The sequence below is a fragment of the Leptolyngbya sp. CCNP1308 genome (genome assembly GCF_034932455.1).
Classification (GTDB): domain Bacteria; phylum Cyanobacteriota; class Cyanobacteriia; order Phormidesmidales; family Phormidesmidaceae; genus Nodosilinea.
This window is the reverse complement of sequence record NZ_JAYGIH010000073.1, coordinates 281,040-297,551: the sequence shown is the minus strand read 5'-3', so window position 1 is coordinate 297,551 and position 16,512 is coordinate 281,040. Positions and strand designations below refer to the sequence as shown.

Genomic DNA, 16,512 nt, shown 5'->3' with positions numbered 1-16,512 from the left:
TTCCCCAATAGGGGCGTTGTACGGCAACGTCCCTACCGTTATCTCTGAGCCAGGGCGATAGTCAAAGACCGGCCTTGAGAGCCAACGCCCCGCCAAAATCCCCAATCCAAAATTTAAGTATGCCTGTTAACAAAGACCCTCAACCGCCGCGATCGCGCCAAATCGCCAACATCGTTCTCTGGGCGGCCACCGGCCTGCTGCTGCTCAACATTGCGTTTTCCGGATTCTTCGGCAGCCAGACGGCCCGCGAACCCTACAGCATGTTCATCCACCGCATCCAAGAGCAAGAGGTGGTGCGGGCCTCGGTGGGCCAAAACGAAATTCGCTACCAGGTCAAAGACCTTACCACGGGCGAACCGGGCGATGTGTATAGCACTACCCCCATCTTCGACCTGCAACTGCCCCAGCTGCTCGAAGACAACGGCGTTGAGTTTGCTGCCGTGCCGCCGCCCAAGGGCCAGTGGTTTAGCAGTCTGCTGAGCTGGGTGATTCCGCCGCTAATTTTTATCGGCGTTTGGCGGTTCTTTATTGCCCGCAATGGCGGTGGCCCCCAGGGGGCGCTGTCCATTGGCAAAAGCAAGGCCAAGGTCTACGTGGATGGCGATGCGGGCAAGATTACCTTTGACGATGTCGCCGGGGTCGAAGAGGCCAAGACCGAGCTGGTGGAAGTCGTCGATTTTCTCAAGACGCCCAAGCGCTTCACCGACCTGGGGGCCAAAATTCCCAAGGGCGTGCTCCTCGTTGGGCCGCCGGGAACGGGTAAGACCCTGATGGCTAAGGCCGTTGCCGGTGAGGCAGGCGTGCCCTTCTTCAGCATTTCGGGCTCTGAGTTTGTGGAACTGTTCGTTGGCGTTGGGTCTTCCCGCGTGCGCGACCTGTTCGATCAGGCCAAGAAACAGTCGCCCTGCATTATTTTTATTGACGAGCTGGATGCGATCGGCAAATCGCGCTCCTCTAACGGCATGTACGGCGGCAATGACGAGCGCGAGCAGACCCTCAACCAGTTGCTCACCGAAATGGACGGCTTTGACGCGGGTGCTACCACTGTGATCGTGCTGGCAGCCACCAACCGGCCCGAAACTCTCGACCCCGCCCTGCTACGTCCCGGTCGCTTCGATCGCCAAGTCCTTGTCGATCGCCCCGATCTCAAGGGCCGCGAAGCCATCCTCAAAATCCACGCTAAGGATGTAAAGCTGGCCGACACCGTCGATCTCAAGACGACTGCTACCCGCACCCCAGGATTCGCCGGAGCCGACCTGGCTAACCTGGTCAACGAAGCTGCCCTGCTGGCTGCCCGACGCAACAGCACTATTGTGGAGCAAGAAGACTTTAGCGAGGCGATCGAGCGGGTCGTTGCCGGTCTAGAGAAAAAGAGCCGCGTGCTCAACGACAAAGAAAAGAAAATCGTTGCCTACCACGAGGTTGGCCACGCCTTGGTCGGCGCGATGATGCCCGGCACTGACCAAGTAGAGAAAATCTCCATCGTGCCGCGCGGTATGGCGGCCCTAGGCTATACCCTGCAACTGCCCACCGAAGACCGATTCCTGCGGGATGAGGCGGAGCTGAAGGGGCAAATTGCCACCCTGCTCGGCGGGCGATCGGCCGAAGAAATCATCTTCGGCAGCATCACCACCGGGGCGTCTAACGACCTCCAGCGGGCCACCGACCTGGCTGAGCAAATGGTCACCACCTACGGCATGAGCCAGGTGCTTGGCCCCCTCGCCTACGATCGCGCCCAGCGCAACGCCTTTCTCGACGGCGGCATGCCCAACGCTCGTCGCCCCATCAGCGAAGAGACGGCTAAGGCGATCGACGAAGAGGTAAAATCCCTGGTCGAAGAAGGCCACCAGCGCGCCCTTGACATTCTCAAGCAAAACCGGGAATTGCTAGAAACCCTCGCCCAGCAGCTGCTAGAGGCCGAAGTAATCGAAGGCCCGCCCTTGCGCGAACAGCTCAAGCAGGTACAGGAACCCCAGGCGGTGGGTTAAGGGCCACTGAGTAGTTTACAGTTGACAAAGATTGCCTCAGCAGATTGTGAAGCTGGGGCAATCTTCAAGCATTTGCAGCTGAAGAAAGGGTTTACTGAGAAAAGTGAACCGGCGTAACCCTCTGAAGGCACGCCAACCAGTCTTGCCAGGCGGCAGGGTCAGAGGTTTGATTGTCGGCAGCAAGCATTAAGTCAGATAGCAGACCCGCAATATCATCGGACTCGGTGCGTTCATAAACTTGTTCTAGAAACAGCACCATGGCGTCAAACGCTTGCCGCTCAGTTAGGTTTTCCATGGGGTTACATTGTGAGTAGTTTTACTTGCGAAATGTACTCCGAACTGGCCCACGCTAGATCTTCGCCACTACCAAGCCTCTGCTACAGTATTAGTCGCCTCAATCCTTAATCTTCTTGAAGACCTGTGGTTGCCGTTAACGACATCTACCTGCTGCGCAACATCTGGTACCACGCCATGCCCAGCCGCGAGCTGAAGGCGGGCAAGATGGTAGCCAAAACCCTGCTCAATGAGCCGATCCTGTTTGGCCGCACCAGTCAGGGCAAAGCCTTTGCCATTCGCGACATTTGTCCTCACCGGGCCGTGCCCCTCAGCTGTGGCCGTTTCGACGGCACCGAAGTCGAGTGCTGCTACCACGGCTGGCGCTTTAACGAAAACGGCCAGTGCACCGAGATTCCCTCGCTGATGCCCGATCAGCAGATGGATCTGAGCCGGTTTAACGTCAACAGCTACGAGGTCAAAGAAGTCCAGGGCAACGTCTGGGTCTATATGAGCGATCGCGCCAGCCCCCAACCCCCCCGCCTGGATGTACCCCGTGTGCCCGGCTTTAGCGACGACGTGCGGCCCCAGGTTACCTACACGATGCGGTTTCCCTGCTACATTGACCACGCTGTAGTGGGGCTAATGGATCCGGCCCACTCGCCCTTTGTCCATCGCTCCTGGTGGTGGCGTGGCGCTACCCTCAGCGACGAAATCAAGTGGTTTGACCCCTCCCCCTACGGGTTCACCATGCGCAAGCACCGCATGGGCGAGAACATGGGCTACGGCTACTGGCTAATTGGCGGCGTGCCCGACAACGAAATCATCTTTTATCTGCCCGGCGTGCGCACTGAAGAAACCACGACCTCAAAGCACCGGGTGGTCAACTTAACCACCGTTACCCCCCTCACCGACGACCAAACCGATGTTACCTTTGAGCTGTATTGGGATCTGCCCTGGGGCGCTCTGCTCAAGCCGTTTTTGCCAATGATGATTCGCTCATTTTTGGGTCAAGACCGCGACGTGGTGATCAAACAGCAGGAAGGGCTTAAGCATGAGTCAGTGCTGCGGCTGATCAAAGACTCTGACACCCTGGCCCGGTGGTACTACCAGCTCAAAAAAGAGTACCAACGCTCCCAGACTGAAGACCGCGAGTTTGCTACCCCGGTCAAAACTCAGCTGCTCAAGTGGCGAGCCTAATGTAGGTTGGGCGCTCCGTTGGAGCCCTGTTCCACCGATCTATTGAATCGCATCTCTAGGGCAGGGTGGCAACCACATCCGATCGCCACGCTTGAGGCACCCCCGGCGCTAGGATAGTCGCCTGGTAAGGAATTAACCCCACATGGTCACCCCCCAAGCACTGAGCCGCAGCGTAGGACAGATCGAGGGAGCGATCGCCGATGTATGGGCCGCGATCGTTAATGCGCACAACCACGCTTTTGCCGTTGAGCTGGTTGCGCACCTTGAGGTAAGTGCCAAAGGGCAATGTCTTGTGGGCCGCCGTCAGGTCATGCTGATCAAAGGTTTCGCCTGTCGCCGTCTGTCGCCCGTGAAAGTAGGGGCCATACCAAGAGGCTGTGCCGTTAAATGTCTGGTGGGTTTCGCCCAGGCCGTGGGCAACCATTTGCACTTGACTGGGTTCTAGCGGAGAGCCGCCGAAGGCCAAACGCAGGTTGTCTACCCATGCGATCGCCTGCAGGGCGGCCTGGCTCGGAGCAGATGCACTGGCTGAACTAGCCTGGTCTGGCACTGCCCCAGGCAGCTCAAAAACGGTTTTGCCGTTGACCTGTGCGGCGGCTAGAGCCTGGCTTAATTTGGGGGTCAGCCCGTTGGGGTTGGCCTCTAGTTCAGGCACCGCCTGGCGGATTTGGCGAGCGACCTGATCCGCCGCCGGACGGGACGGCACCTGCCCAATCGCTACATTCTTCACCCGAATGGTAAACCCTTGGGCTGGGGCGCTGGCGTTTGCCGAAGCCAGCCTGCCACAAGCCACAGGGGTAGGATTAACCTGGGTTATGCCACTGCCCCTGTGGGCGTTCGCTCCCTGCCCGACTACAGCTACGGCGGCAGTAGCATTCCAGAGATGCCAATCTACCGCCGCCGCCTGCGGCCAGTCCAGCTGGGGAAACAACTGAAGGGGCTTGTAGAGGGTGGTTTGCAGATGCAAGGGAGAGTAGAGTGAGGCGCTTAGATCTACCGTAGCCGGACGCTGCAGAGCAGTGGCTGCATAGGGGCTAGCCCTTTGCAACGCTATAGGGGCGGGTGAATTGAGATGGTGCGGTAGAAATGCAGCCCAGAAAAGTCCAAATAACGTCATTTACGCGTGTGCAGAAAGCAACACCCCTGGCCTCGAACAACCGCACCCTAGGGTGAAGCCAGCCGCAAGCTTGGGCCATGGGCAAGGTAAAACAGCTGCCCTAGCTGCCGCACTTGCTCAGCAACTAGGGCAAAAAGCTGATTCTTAGGCCTATTCGCAGGATCGCGATTAGTTTTTTAGCCTATCACTTAAAATTTGTATCTGCAATCACACTTTAGTGATGGGCTTTAGGCTACGCCAAAGTGTGCCGATAAGCAGTACGCAATCTCTGACTGTAGGCAGAAGAATCAGCTAATCCCGTAGAGGTCTGGATGTACGACTGGCCCTGGGAATAGGTTCAGCCCAGAGAGGTTAGCCTAAAGCAGAGGGATGATCTGAAGAGGCGATCGCCCCGAGTCCTCACCGAAAAGCGGTTTTTGTCTAAAGCCAGCTCTGCGGCTTCCCAAAGTAGCAGCCCCATCTAAATGACACCAACAGAGGGAGTCAGACGGGGCTGGAGACGCAGTTAGGAGGTATCTTGCGTCAAGCATATCTGTGGAATCGTCCGGTGGGGACTTCCCTTAACAAGTTTTTAATGCTCGGCTTGGGCCGCCGCCTAGAGGGATACTCGTCTCAAGGCGCTTCCCGTTTCTGGAATGCCGCAGGCTATACGCTTCGCGAATCGCCAGGGCCGGTAGCGTGACCGACTGCTACTTGCCAGTTCAGCTACTGTCCTAGGGGCGGTTGACTGAGCTTTACCCCTCCATAAAGCTTCAGTGAAAGGCTGGGGATGCAAGTATCGAATATAACCTCAGACGTGAAGAATCACACTATGCCCCCTGGAGCGTAGAGAGCTCTTTAAAGCGAGCTTTCACCTATGGGCGGGCAGGAGTTCTGTCACCATCTTAGGTACCATTTCAGCTATGAAGGCAACCCTGATTCGAGTCTTTATTTGGCCCAGCGGTGCCGCAATACTAGTGGGTTTGAGTGTGTTAAGTTTGCTACTGCTTCACTGGCCCCATGCTGAGGCCGAGCAGCAGGCCAGCGGCAACCGAGACGAGTTTCCCGGCCAGCGGCGGGGGGGCGGCACCCACTGGGTTAACGACCAACACAGTGACACTATGGCTTAAAGGCTGTGGCCCGGCAGGCCCAACGGTTCTACTGGGGGATGTGGAGGCACTCTAGCCACCAGCAATTTCCGGATAGCGCCGATTATGCCCTGTATATCTCTGTATTCAGGGAATTATGAGTCAATGCCTGCCATTGCCACTTCTACCATTGTCGGTTTAATCCATGGTGCATTCTCGGATCTGGCCGTTTAGGCAGCAGCTCCAACGTTGGGCCTCGCAGTTTTCTAAACCGATTAATTTTGGTAGCCGAGCCGTATTGGTCTCTGGCCTGCTCGCCCTGACGCTTGTGTCTGTGGGCAAGCGGCTACAGCTATTTCAAACTCTTGAGACCACTAATTTTGACCTGCTGACTCGGCTGTTGGTTCAGCAGGCTTCAGACCCACGGCTGCTGATTGTAGAGGTGACTGAGGCCGATTTAGAAGCCTACGGCTGGCCCCTGTCTGACCAGGTGGTGGCCGATGTTATTGCCGAGGTGCAGCGTTACGACCCAGCGGTGGTGGGGCTCGACCTGTACCGCAACACCCCCCAGGACATGCCTGGGCAGGCGGCTCTGGCCCAAGCCTTTCAATCGTCTCCTCAGGTGATTGGCATCTTTAATGTGGGTAAGCAGGGCACCGGCATTGAGGTGCCCGCTCCGGCCACCTGGCCTGCCGACCAGGTGGGGTTTAATGACTTCGCCATTGACCCCGACGGCGTGCTGCGCCGCAACCTGCTGTACGTAGCCACTCCCGACAATCCCGCCTACTCGTTTCCGCTGCGGGTGGCGCTGGCCTATCATTCTGACCTGGAGCTTCAAGTCGATCGCGACAACGATCTGCTGCGCATTGGGGATGCGGAATTTCCGGCCCTATTGGCCAGGGATGGCGGCTACGCCAACGTTGACGACCGGGGCTTTCAAGTGCTGATGAAGTATCGCACTGCCTACGAGCCGGCCCCTACCCTCACCATTACCCAGGTCTTGGCCGGGGCGGTGCCGCCAGACTGGGTGCGGGGCAAGATTGTGCTGATTGGCTCTACCGCCTCTAGCCTCAAGGATGAGTTTTATACGCCCTTTAGCCACGAGCATTCGGCCCGGTTTGTGATGGCCGGGGTTGAGGTGCATGCCCAGAGCATTAGCCAGCTGCTCGATGCGATCGCAGGTACCCCCGCCCTCTACCGCTTTTTGCCCCAGTGGGGCGAGTTTCTCTGGCTGCTGGGCTGGACTCTGGTGGCCGGGGTAGTGGGCTGGCGAGTGCGCCGTCCGAGCCTGCTGCTGTTGGTCAGCGGGGGTATGGTTTTGGCCATTTGGGGTCTGAGCGGCCTCGCCCTGGCCAACCTGCTGTGGGTACCTACGGTAGAACCCGTGGCGGCCTTTCTGCTGGCCCTGGGGCTGGTACTCACCCAAAAGGTGCTCTACCGCAGCAGCTACGACCAGCTCACCCTGCTGCCGGGGCGCGACATGTTTTTGCTGCAGGTGCAGCGGGCGCTGTCTCAAAAGCCCGCGACGGCGGTGACGGTAGTGTTTCTCGACATCGATCGCTTCAAGCTGATCAACCAGTCCTTTGGGCACCTTGTGGGCGATCGCGTGCTGCAAACCCTAGGCCAGCGGCTGCGACAGGGTTTGCCTGCGTCGGCCCAACTATCGCGGGTGGGGGGCGACGAGTTTGCCTTTTTGCTGCCGGTGCACGACCAGCCCACCGTAGACCAGTGGCTCAACCGACTGCAAACCGAGCTGTCAGAGCCATTTTCGATCGCGCGACGGCGGCTCTCGGTGACCAGCTCCATGGGGGTCGCCATGGCCAATAGCGAGCATCCGCCCACGCCCGAAGACCTGCTGCGCGACGCCCACACCGCCATGTACCGGGCCAAGGCGCTGAACGAGTACCGCTACGAAGTGTTTGCCAGCACCATGCACGAAGAGGCCGTGCGCCGCCTAGAGCTAGAGAGCCATCTGCTCAGCGCCTTTGAAAACAACGAGTTTTTGCTCCACTACCAGCCGATCGTCTGTTTGCAGAGTGGTCGCATTGCCGGGTTTGAGGCGCTAGTGCGGTGGTACCGCCCCGAGGAGGGGTTTGTGTCGCCGGGGCAGTTTATTCAGGTCACCGAAGAAACTGGGCTGATTGTGCACCTGGGCCAGTGGATCTTTCGAGCCGCCTGCACTCAGCTCAAAGCCTGGCAGCAGCAGTTTCCCGACCATCCCCTCACCATGAGTATTAATCTGTCGCGGCGGCAGCTGCACCAGGTAGACCTGGTGGATCAGTTTGGAGCTTGCCTGCGCGAGCTTAACCTGGCTGGCAGCCCAGTGCAGCTCGAAATTACCGAAAGCATGATCATGCGGGACGTGGATGGAGCGACTGAGCTGATGCACCGGCTGAAGCAGCTGGGGCTGAAGCTGGCCATCGACGACTTCGGCACCGGCTATTCATCCCTCAGCTACCTGCATCGTTTCCCCACCGACACCCTAAAAATTGATCAGTCCTTTGTGGGCCGGATGGATCAAAGCGGTGACGATCGCGAGATTGTACACACCATTATCGCCCTAGGCCAAAAGCTGAATATGGATTTGGTGGCCGAAGGCATTGAAACCGAAACCCAGCTCAACCGGCTGCGGGCCATGGGCTGTCGGCGCGGTCAGGGCTACCTATTTTCTCAGCCCCTGGGCCGCGAGGCCGCCACCGCGCTCTTGGCCAACCCCTGGCCCTGGCTGCGAGCTAGCACCCCAGACGAGGCTCAAAAGGCTTGAAAACAGGCGGTGCTTGGTCATCGTTACATAACACTATGTTTTGTGCAGAAGTAATAGGATGTTGGGGTAGGCTTTTGTGCTTCAGGGCACAGTTATAGAGAGCCTTAGTTTTAGAGGTTGGTGGCCAAGCTGCGCTCGTTCTGAGAGCTAATACACTCTATGAGCCAACTAGTCTGGGTTGTCGAGATTTAGACCCGGCTAGACTACCCGCAATTCCTTGGGGAATTGCTGCGCAAATCGCGGTGATTACGCCGCGGTTGGCGGTAGCCGTGGCAACAGGAACGACCGAGGCCTCACCACCGACCTCAGGTGACCAACAGGAGGTCAAACCATGCCCATCGCCAGTATTAACCCCGCCACCGGAGCGGTGCTCAAGGAATTTACACCCTTGAGCGAGGCCGAAATCGAGCACAAGCTTGCCCAGTCCGCTCAAACCTTTACCACCTATCGTCAGACATCCTTCGACCAGCGCGCTACCTGGCTGCGCCAGGCCGCCCAGGTGCTCGACGACAACAAGGCGGCCTACGCCAAAATTATGACCCTGGAGATGGGCAAGCCCCTGGCCGGGGCGATCGCCGAAGTCGAAAAAAGCGCCCTGGTCTGCCGCTACTACGCCGACCACGGGGCCGAGTTCTTGGCCGACGAGCCCGCCACCACCGACGCCAGCCGCAGCTTTGTGCGCTATCAGCCGATCGGCCCAGTGCTGGCGGTAATGCCCTGGAACTTCCCGTTTTGGCAGGTGTTTCGCTTTGCCGCCCCGGCGCTGATGGCGGGCAATGTGGGGCTGCTCAAGCACGCCTCGAATGTGCCCCAGTGTGCCCTGGCCATTGAGGAGATTTTTCAGAAAGCGGGTCTGCCCGAGGGGGCGTTTCAGACGCTGCTGATTGGGGGCGATCGCATCGCCAAACTCGTCACCGACGACCGCATCAAAGCCGCCACCCTCACCGGCAGCGAACCCGCCGGGGCCAGCCTGGCCGCCGCCTGCGGTCAGCAGATCAAAAAGACGGTGCTGGAGCTGGGCGGCAGCGACCCGTTTATTGTCATGCCCAGTGCGGATTTGGAAAGTGCGATCGCCACCGCCGCCACCGCTCGCATGCTCAACACCGGCCAGTCCTGCATTGCCGCCAAGCGGTTTATTGTCCACGAATCCATTGCCGAGCGCTTTGAGCAGGGCATGACCGAAAAATTTGCCGCCCTGGTGGCGGGCAATCCCCTTGACGACGGCGTCACCGTTGGCCCCCTGGCCACCCCCGACATCGCTGCCGAGTTAGAGCAACAGGTCAAGGCCTGCCTGGCCCAGGGAGGCACCGCGCTGATTGGCGGTGATGTCGCGGCGCTGAAAGCTCAGCTACCCGCCAAATTGCAAAACGGCAACTGGTTCCCGCCCACCATTCTCGCCGCTCTGCCGCCCGGCACCCCCGCCGACCAGGAGGAGTTCTTTGGCCCCGTGGCCCTGGTGTTTCGCGTGGGTAGTTTAGATGAGGCGATCGCGCGGGCCAACGACATTCCCTTTGGCCTCGGAGCTAGCGCCTGGAGCCAGGACCCCGCCGAGCAGGAACGGCTGATGGCCGAGCTAGAGGCTGGGGCAGTCTTTATTAATGGATTGGTCAAGTCTGACCCGCGCCTGCCCTTTGGCGGCATCAAGCGATCGGGCTACGGGCGCGAGCTGGGCCGCCATGGCATCCACGAATTCGTCAACATCAAAACCGTCTGGGTTAAGTAGCCCCACTTTCCGAGGTTGGCAGGTTAGAAGGTTTGCAGGTTCAGAAATTCCAACCTTCCAACTTTTCAACCTCCTAACCTTTTAACTTTCTAACCTTCCAACCTTTCCCCCCTACCCTCTAACCCCCAACACCACCCTATGAACACCGCTGAACTGCTCGTCCAGTGCCTTGAGAACGAAGGCGTCGAATACATTTTTGGTCTGCCCGGTGAAGAAAACCTTCAGCTGCTCCAGGCCCTAAAGCGATCGTCGATTCAGTTCATCACCACCCGTCACGAGCAAGGGGCGGCCTTTATGGCCGATGTCTACGGGCGGCTGACGGGCAAGGCCGGGGTGTGCCTTTCGACCTTGGGGCCGGGAGCGACGAACCTAATGACCGGGGTGGCCGATGCGACGCTAGATCGCGCCCCTCTGGTGGCGATCACGGGCCAGGTGGGCACTGATCGCATGCACATCGAGTCGCACCAGTACCTCGATCTGGTGGCCATGTTTGCCCCAGTTACCAAGTGGAATGCCCAAATTGTGCGGCCCAGCATTACCCCCGAAATTGTGCGCAAAGCCTTTAAGCTAGCCCAGAGCGAAAAACCCGGCGCGGTGCACATCGATCTGCCCGAAAATATCGCCGAAATGGATGTTGACGGGGCTGCCCTGCGCAAAGACAGCCAGGAGAAAACCTACGCCTCCTTGCAGAGCATTCAGCAAGCGGCGGTGGCGATTTCCCAGGCCAGCAACCCGATGATTTTGGTGGGCAATGGGGCGATTCGAGCCAGCGCCAGCGAAGCCCTTACTGAGTTTGCCACCCAGCTGAATATTCCCGTCGCCAACACCTTCATGGGCAAGGGCGTGATTCCCTACACCCACCCGCTGGCGCTGTGGTCGCTGGGTTTGCAGCAGCGCGACTACATCACCTGCGCCATGGAGCAGACCGATTTAATCATCGCCGTGGGCTACGACCTGATTGAGTATTCGCCCAAGAAGTGGAACCCCGACGGCAAACTGCCCATCCTGCACATCAACCTCACCCACGCCGAAGTTGACAGCAGCTACATTCCCAAGGTCGAAGTGATTGGCGATATCTCAGACTCGCTAGAAGAAATTCTCAAGCGGGTGAAGCGTCAGGGTCGCCCTGAGCCCTCTAGCCTCAAGATTCGCGACGAAATTCGCGCTGACTACGAGCAGTACGCCGACGACTACGGCTTTCCAATCAAGCCCCAAAAGCTGATCTATGACCTGCGCCAGGTGCTTGACGCCGAGGATATTGTGATTTCAGACGTGGGGGCTCACAAAATGTGGATGGCCCGCAACTATCACTGCCTGCGGCCCAATACCTGCCTGATCTCCAACGGCTTTGCGGCCATGGGCATTGCCCTGCCAGGGGCGCTGGCGGCCAAGCTGGTGCACCCCAACCGCAAGGTGGTGGCGGTGACTGGCGACGGCGGCTTTATGATGAACTGCCAGGAATTAGAAACTGCTCTGCGAGTGGGCACGCCCTTTGTCACCATCATCTTTAACGACGGCGGCTATGGCCTGATCGAGTGGAAGCAGATGAACTACTACGGCGAATCGACTTATATTCACTTCACTAACCCCGACTTTGTCAAGCTGGCGGAGGCCATGGGGCTAAAGGGCTACCGGATTGAGTCGGCAGAGGACTTTATCCCCACCCTGAAGCAGGCATTGGAAGATGATGTGCCAGCGGTGATCGACTGCCCGGTGGACTACCGCGAGAATCTGCTATTTAGCCAAAAAGCGGGCGATTTGAGCTGTTTGATCTAGGGCACAATTTGGAGCTGCAAGACGCGTGAATGGGCGGGTGGCAGATTGGCAAGTTGGCAGGTTGAACCTTATCTGTAGGCGATTGCACGCTGGCCTTTGCCTGTTTCCTGAACCCGCACCGATGTTGCCAAAATCGCCCGGTTAATACCTGAGCACCACTGAAAAACTAAGGGTCTACCCTGGCCGAGGTTTTTATGGTGCTCAATCTGGCGAAGTCGCCCTTGGCGAAAAGTATTGGCGGGGTGGGGGCGATTGCCGCCATCATCATCGGTATGTCCTACCTACCGATGGCTAGCGGCCCAGTCCCCGAGCAGACCATCAACAGGCCCACCCTTTCACCCTGGCAGCAGGGTACTGACCTCGGCTGGCAGGCGGCGGTCGAGGCTCAGACAGCGCAGACCCAGGCCGACTGGCAGCGGGTGAGCGATCTGTGGGAGCAGGCGATCGCCGCCCTAGAGACTGTGCCAGCCACCGACGCCAACTTTGCCCAGGCTAAGGCTAAGGCCGAGGAGTATCGGGGCAATCGAGCGATCGCGGGCGATCGCCTCGGCAAAGCCAGCCCTGTCCCCAGTGCGGCCACCCCTGCCAGCGCCCTGCAAGCAGCCCTGGTCGCCGCCGAACCCGCTTTTACCTTTGCTCCCGGCCCTAGCGCTCGTACCGTGGGGCAATCTGCCGATGGTCTGGCGACGGTGGAGTTGGGTAGCGATCGCGCCACCCTGGTCTTGCCTCGTCCCGAACCGGGGGCAGCGCTAACCATGGCCCAGGTGGTCTATGCCAACCAGTTTTTAACCCTTGCCGCCCCAGATACCAATAGTCAGCCCTGGCTGCTAGAGAGCCTGCACAATGTGCAGCGCAACCAGCCCCCTACGATTCCCACCAATGCCCCGGTCACTCTCAGCGCTGGGCCAGAGTCCCTCACCATTACCGTGGTGACTGAACCGTAACTCTCGGTAATTCCCCGGCTGTTTTGGGGCAACTGGGCAAACCGTTCCCCCAAGCGAATAAAATTGAAGTTCATGGAACTCCAGCGGTTCCAGGTTTCTTCAACTCCAGCCAGGTAATTTATGAGAGCGTATCGGGCCGCCGCCGTACAGATGACCAGTGTGCCAGACTTGGCCAAAAATTTGGCCCAGGCCGAAGAGCTAATCGACCTGGCGGTGCGCCAGGGGGCCGAACTGGTCAGTCTCCCCGAAAATTTTTCGTTTTTGGGCAACGAAGAGGCCAAAATTGCCCAGGCCGACACCATTAGCCAGGCCAGCGAAGCGTTTCTTAAGACCATGGCCCAGCGTTACCAGGTGACCCTGATCGGCGGCGGCTACCCCGTTCCCGCTAAAGAAGGCAAAGTCTTTAATACCGCCCTGCTGGTCTCCCCCGAGGGCCAAGAGCTGCTGCGCTACGAAAAAGTTCACCTGTTCGACGTCAACCTGCCCGACGGCAACACCTACCGCGAGTCCAACACCGTTATTTCTGGCCACCTGCTGCCCGATGTGTTTCCCTCTAAACCCTTTGGCATTTTGGGCCTGTCGGTGTGCTACGACGTGCGTTTTCCAGAGCTGTACCGTCACCTGTCGCAGCAAGGGGCTGAGGTGCTGGTGATCCCTGCTGCCTTTACCGAATTTACGGGTAAAGACCACTGGCAAATTCTGCTGCAAGCCCGCGCCATCGAGAATACCTGCTACGTGATCGCCCCAGCCCAAACCGGGTTCCACAACGCCCGCCGTCAGTCCCACGGACACGCCATGATCATCGACCCCTGGGGGATGGTGCTGGCCGATGCTGGAGTTGAGAAGGGGGTTGCGATCGCCGAAATCAACCCCGATCGCATTTCCCAGGTGCGTCGCCAAATGCCCTCACTAGCCCACCGGGTCTTTCCCTAAAACCTATTTCCTCCGACAGAACAGTCGTGGGAACGATCCCTGTGAACTCTTCAGCGGAAGTAATTTCATGTACATTGGACGGGACGAGTTGTAGCGGTCTGCATGGCAAATTGGATGAGTGCCCTCATCGGCAGCGGCCTGATTAGCAATCTTCCCATCGATTTTTTCCAGATAAAATCTACGGTCAGCCCCTGGCTGGCAGAGATTCCAGAGGCCGAGGTGGAGCCTCTGGTGCTAGCCAGTGTATTGCTAAGTCTAGTGGTGGTGTACCTCGCAGCCAAGATCGGCGGCGAGCTGTGCGCCCGCATTAACCTACCCGCCGTTTTGGGAGAGCTGATCGGAGGCGTCATCGTTGGCGTCTCTGCCATGCACCTGATTGTGTTTCCCGAAGGTGGCGGTGAAGCGCAGTCGCTGCTGATGAACCTAGTCGGTATGACCACAGGGCAAACGCCGAGCGAGCTGCTGCGGGTCTTTCAGGGAGAAAGTGAGGTCATCTCTGTCCTAGCTGAGCTAGGGGTGATCATTCTGCTGTTTGAAATTGGCCTAGAGTCAGACCTGAAAGAACTCATCCGTGTTGGCCCCCAGGCGGCGGCGGTGGCCGTCGTCGGAGTGGTAGCCCCCTTCGCTGCCGGTACAGCTGGGCTAATTGCCATCTTTGGCATCGACACCATTCCAGCTGTATTCGCCGGGGCAGCGCTCACCGCCACCAGCATTGGTATTACTGCCAAGGTGCTGGCTGAAATGCAAAAACTCAGCTCGAGAGAAGGCCAAATTATTATCGGCGCGGCGGTACTCGACGATGTACTAGGCATTATTGTGCTAGCGGTGGTCGCGAGTCTGGCCAAAACCGGGGAGATTGAAATCCTCAACGTGGCTTTCTTAATTGCTGGAGCCGCCACGTTTTTGGTGGGGTCTATCTTCATTGGTCGCCTGCTCAGCCCCTACTTCGTCATGGTGGTGAATCAGATGCGCACCCGAGGGCAGGTGATTATCAGCTCACTGATCTTCGCCTTTGTGCTCGCCTACATTGCTGCCGCTATTCAGCTAGAGGCGATCTTGGGTGCCTTTGCCGCTGGCCTCATCTTGGCTGAAACCTCAAAGCACAAGGAAATCGAAGAGCAGATCAGCCCCATCGCCGATATGCTGGTGCCGATTTTCTTCATTGTTGTGGGAGCTCGCACCGATCTGAGCGTGCTCAACCCGCTAGAACCCGCTAACCGAGCCGGGCTGGTGATCGCATCATTTTTGGTGGTAGTCGCCGTCATTGGTAAAGTCATTGCGGGATTTGCCATCTTTGGGCAACCGGGCATTAACCGCCTGGCCGTTGGCGTTGGGATGATTCCTCGGGGTGAGGTCGGCCTTGTATTCGCAGGGGTGGGGGCTGCCAGCGGAGTGCTCACCGAGTCACTTGACGCAGCTATTATTGTGATGGTTATTTTCACCACGTTCTTGGCCCCACCCCTACTGCGGGTCGTCTTTAAAGAAGATGACGGCGCAGTTTCTGCTGCTGGGTCTGCCCCCGAGCTAGAAACTGCTGACGAGGTTAGCTCTTAGCCACAGGTGTTGTTTGGGTTATAAAGCTGCCCGGTAACGTTGCTATACTGAGTATGCTTTTGCTGGTGTAGCTCAGTTGGTAGAGCAGCTGATTTGTAATCAGCCGGTCGCAAGTTCGAGTCTTGTCACCAGCTTTCCTTCAACTCCCCTGCAATCTTCTAGATTGCAAAGGGGCAAGCTTTTGAGGGCGAACGGGGTAATCGGCGCAGAAGGGATAGGTCAGCGCTTTTGATAGGTTGCCGACAGGTTTCGGTCGGCATGCGATCGCATCGTCATCACCGTCACTACTAGACCCACCAGACCGGTCAGCGTAAATAACAGGGCGATGCGGCGATTTGTGCCGGTGCCAAACCAGTGGCCAATCAACTCGACACCGGCTCCGGTGGTCATAAAAGGTATGTCCAGAGTCCGAAAGACTTCTAATTCAGGGGTTCTAGCTTTTTGCCTCTACCCAGTTGCACAGTGTTTTGGGATGACAAGACCTCAATAACAGAAGCGTGTTGTAAAGACTACATCAGTATTGACCAAGTCTTTTTCTGTATAAATCAAGGCTTGGTAGTGCCAGCAAGCATCTTGTTTGAGGGTGATTAGAAGCCCTAACTCAGCAGTGTTTTCTCCATAAATGAGCTGTTGGGGTCGTTGGTGTAGTCGCTAAAAGGTCCTCGATACTCGAAGCCATAGCGCTCGTACAGGGCGCGGGCCGGGGCAAAAGCAGGAAAAGCGCCGGTTTCTAGATATAGGTGGCTGTAGCCCCGCTGTCTAGCGATATCAATAATGTGCTCCAAAATGCCAGAGGCGATGCCCTGGCGACGGTGGACTGCGGGTGTCCGCATCGACTTAACTTCGCCGCTGGTGAGGTCGAGTTGCTTCAGTGCGCCGCAGCCCAGCAGGTCATCACCGTGCCAGGCCGTCCAAAAGGTAATGTTTGGTGCCCTCAGTCGCTCTAAATCCAGCGCGTGAACGCTGCCGGGGGGTGTAATCTCGTGCATATTTTCTAGATGCTCGCGCAGCAGGGCAATAATCTGCGGCCCGGTCAAATCGTCTTCGCGGATTTCCATGGCAATTATTTGCTCCAATCCTCAGGCAATTTTTTCTGACAAATTCCTTCACAGGATCCCCCTGCCCCCTACCCTGCGGGAAGCCGCAAGCGTCTATAAAAAGGGGGCATAGGAG

13 protein-coding genes and 1 tRNA gene are annotated in these 16,512 nt (G+C 58.1%); 10 read left to right on the top strand and 4 right to left on the bottom strand.

Going from position 1 to position 16,512, the window contains the following annotated elements; genetic code table 11:
• Positions 1–119: 119 nt before the first annotated feature.
• Positions 120–1,988: an ATP-dependent zinc metalloprotease FtsH gene (gene ftsH, locus VB780_RS18075; protein ID WP_323352570.1), complete on the top strand. Its 1,869-nt coding sequence runs from the start codon at positions 120–122 to the stop codon at positions 1,986–1,988.
• 91 nt (positions 1,989–2,079) lie between these two features.
• On the opposite strand, the gene VB780_RS18070 is transcribed toward ftsH, so the two are convergent.
• The gene (locus VB780_RS18070; protein WP_323352569.1) at positions 2,080–2,283 is read right to left on the bottom strand and encodes a hypothetical protein; all 204 of its coding nucleotides are present in this window, start codon (positions 2,281–2,283) and stop codon (positions 2,080–2,082) included.
• Positions 2,284–2,408: 125 nt separating this feature from the next.
• Here VB780_RS18070 and VB780_RS18065 point away from each other — a divergent pair, with 125 nt between their 5' ends.
• Positions 2,409–3,461, top strand: a complete 1,053-nt coding sequence (locus VB780_RS18065) for an aromatic ring-hydroxylating dioxygenase subunit alpha (protein WP_323352568.1) — start codon at positions 2,409–2,411, stop codon at positions 3,459–3,461.
• A gap of 55 nt (positions 3,462–3,516) precedes the next feature.
• Here VB780_RS18065 and VB780_RS18060 read toward each other — a convergent pair whose 3' ends face one another.
• A complete protein-coding gene (locus VB780_RS18060; protein ID WP_323352567.1) occupies positions 3,517–4,428 on the bottom strand; it encodes a septal ring lytic transglycosylase RlpA family protein in 912 nt (303 codons plus the stop codon).
• A 1,052-nt stretch (positions 4,429–5,480) separates the two neighbouring features.
• Between VB780_RS18060 and VB780_RS18055 the strand changes: the two genes are divergently transcribed.
• From VB780_RS18055 to VB780_RS18020, 8 genes are all read left to right on the top strand, one after another.
• Positions 5,481–5,687, top strand: coding sequence for a hypothetical protein (locus VB780_RS18055; RefSeq protein WP_323352566.1), 207 nt, complete (start codon positions 5,481–5,483; stop codon positions 5,685–5,687).
• Positions 5,688–5,850: 163 nt separating this feature from the next.
• Positions 5,851–8,409 (top strand): EAL domain-containing protein, encoded by a 2,559-nt coding sequence (locus VB780_RS18050; protein WP_323352565.1) that lies wholly within the window; start codon positions 5,851–5,853, stop codon positions 8,407–8,409.
• Between the two features lie 331 nt (positions 8,410–8,740).
• Positions 8,741–10,132 (top strand): NAD-dependent succinate-semialdehyde dehydrogenase, encoded by a 1,392-nt coding sequence (locus VB780_RS18045; RefSeq protein WP_323352564.1) that lies wholly within the window; start codon positions 8,741–8,743, stop codon positions 10,130–10,132.
• 138 nt (positions 10,133–10,270) lie between these two features.
• Complete coding sequence (locus VB780_RS18040; protein ID WP_323352563.1) at positions 10,271–11,908, top strand: acetolactate synthase large subunit; 1,638 nt, start codon at positions 10,271–10,273, stop codon at positions 11,906–11,908.
• A 194-nt stretch (positions 11,909–12,102) separates the two neighbouring features.
• Positions 12,103–12,852, top strand: a complete 750-nt coding sequence (locus VB780_RS18035) for a hypothetical protein (RefSeq protein WP_323352562.1) — start codon at positions 12,103–12,105, stop codon at positions 12,850–12,852.
• Positions 12,853–12,972: 120 nt separating this feature from the next.
• Positions 12,973–13,785, top strand: a complete 813-nt coding sequence (locus VB780_RS18030) for a carbon-nitrogen hydrolase family protein (protein ID WP_323352561.1) — start codon at positions 12,973–12,975, stop codon at positions 13,783–13,785.
• 102 nt (positions 13,786–13,887) lie between these two features.
• Complete coding sequence (locus VB780_RS18025) at positions 13,888–15,339, top strand: cation:proton antiporter (protein ID WP_323352560.1); 1,452 nt, start codon at positions 13,888–13,890, stop codon at positions 15,337–15,339.
• Positions 15,340–15,400: 61 nt separating this feature from the next.
• A tRNA-Thr gene (locus VB780_RS18020) sits at positions 15,401–15,473 on the top strand.
• Between the two features lie 85 nt (positions 15,474–15,558).
• Here VB780_RS18020 and VB780_RS18015 read toward each other — a convergent pair.
• Positions 15,559–15,729: a hypothetical protein gene (locus VB780_RS18015; protein WP_323352559.1), complete on the bottom strand. Its 171-nt coding sequence runs from the start codon at positions 15,727–15,729 to the stop codon at positions 15,559–15,561.
• A 206-nt stretch (positions 15,730–15,935) separates the two neighbouring features.
• Positions 15,936–16,397 (bottom strand): GNAT family N-acetyltransferase, encoded by a 462-nt coding sequence (locus tag VB780_RS18010; protein WP_323352558.1) that lies wholly within the window; start codon positions 16,395–16,397, stop codon positions 15,936–15,938.
• Between the last annotated feature and the right edge of the window lie 115 nt (positions 16,398–16,512).

Bases quoted from the DNA above. Each gene is read 5' to 3' on its own strand.
- VB780_RS18045 (WP_323352564.1), top strand. From the start codon at position 8,741: ATGCCCATCGCCAGTATTAACCCCGCCACCGGAGCGGTGCTCAAGGAA.
- VB780_RS18055 (WP_323352566.1), top strand. From the start codon at position 5,481: ATGAAGGCAACCCTGATTCGAGTCTTTATTTGGCCCAGCGGTGCCGCA.
- VB780_RS18040 (WP_323352563.1), top strand. From the start codon at position 10,271: ATGAACACCGCTGAACTGCTCGTCCAGTGCCTTGAGAACGAAGGCGTC.
- ftsH (WP_323352570.1), top strand. From the start codon at position 120: ATGCCTGTTAACAAAGACCCTCAACCGCCGCGATCGCGCCAAATCGCC.
- VB780_RS18015 (WP_323352559.1), bottom strand. From the start codon at position 15,729: ATGACCACCGGAGCCGGTGTCGAGTTGATTGGCCACTGGTTTGGCACC.
- VB780_RS18025 (WP_323352560.1), top strand. From the start codon at position 13,888: ATGGCAAATTGGATGAGTGCCCTCATCGGCAGCGGCCTGATTAGCAAT.
- VB780_RS18030 (WP_323352561.1), top strand. From the start codon at position 12,973: ATGAGAGCGTATCGGGCCGCCGCCGTACAGATGACCAGTGTGCCAGAC.
- VB780_RS18070 (WP_323352569.1), bottom strand. From the start codon at position 2,283: ATGGAAAACCTAACTGAGCGGCAAGCGTTTGACGCCATGGTGCTGTTT.
- VB780_RS18010 (WP_323352558.1), bottom strand. From the start codon at position 16,397: ATGGAAATCCGCGAAGACGATTTGACCGGGCCGCAGATTATTGCCCTG.
- VB780_RS18050 (WP_323352565.1), top strand. From the start codon at position 5,851: ATGGTGCATTCTCGGATCTGGCCGTTTAGGCAGCAGCTCCAACGTTGG.
- VB780_RS18035 (WP_323352562.1), top strand. From the start codon at position 12,103: ATGGTGCTCAATCTGGCGAAGTCGCCCTTGGCGAAAAGTATTGGCGGG.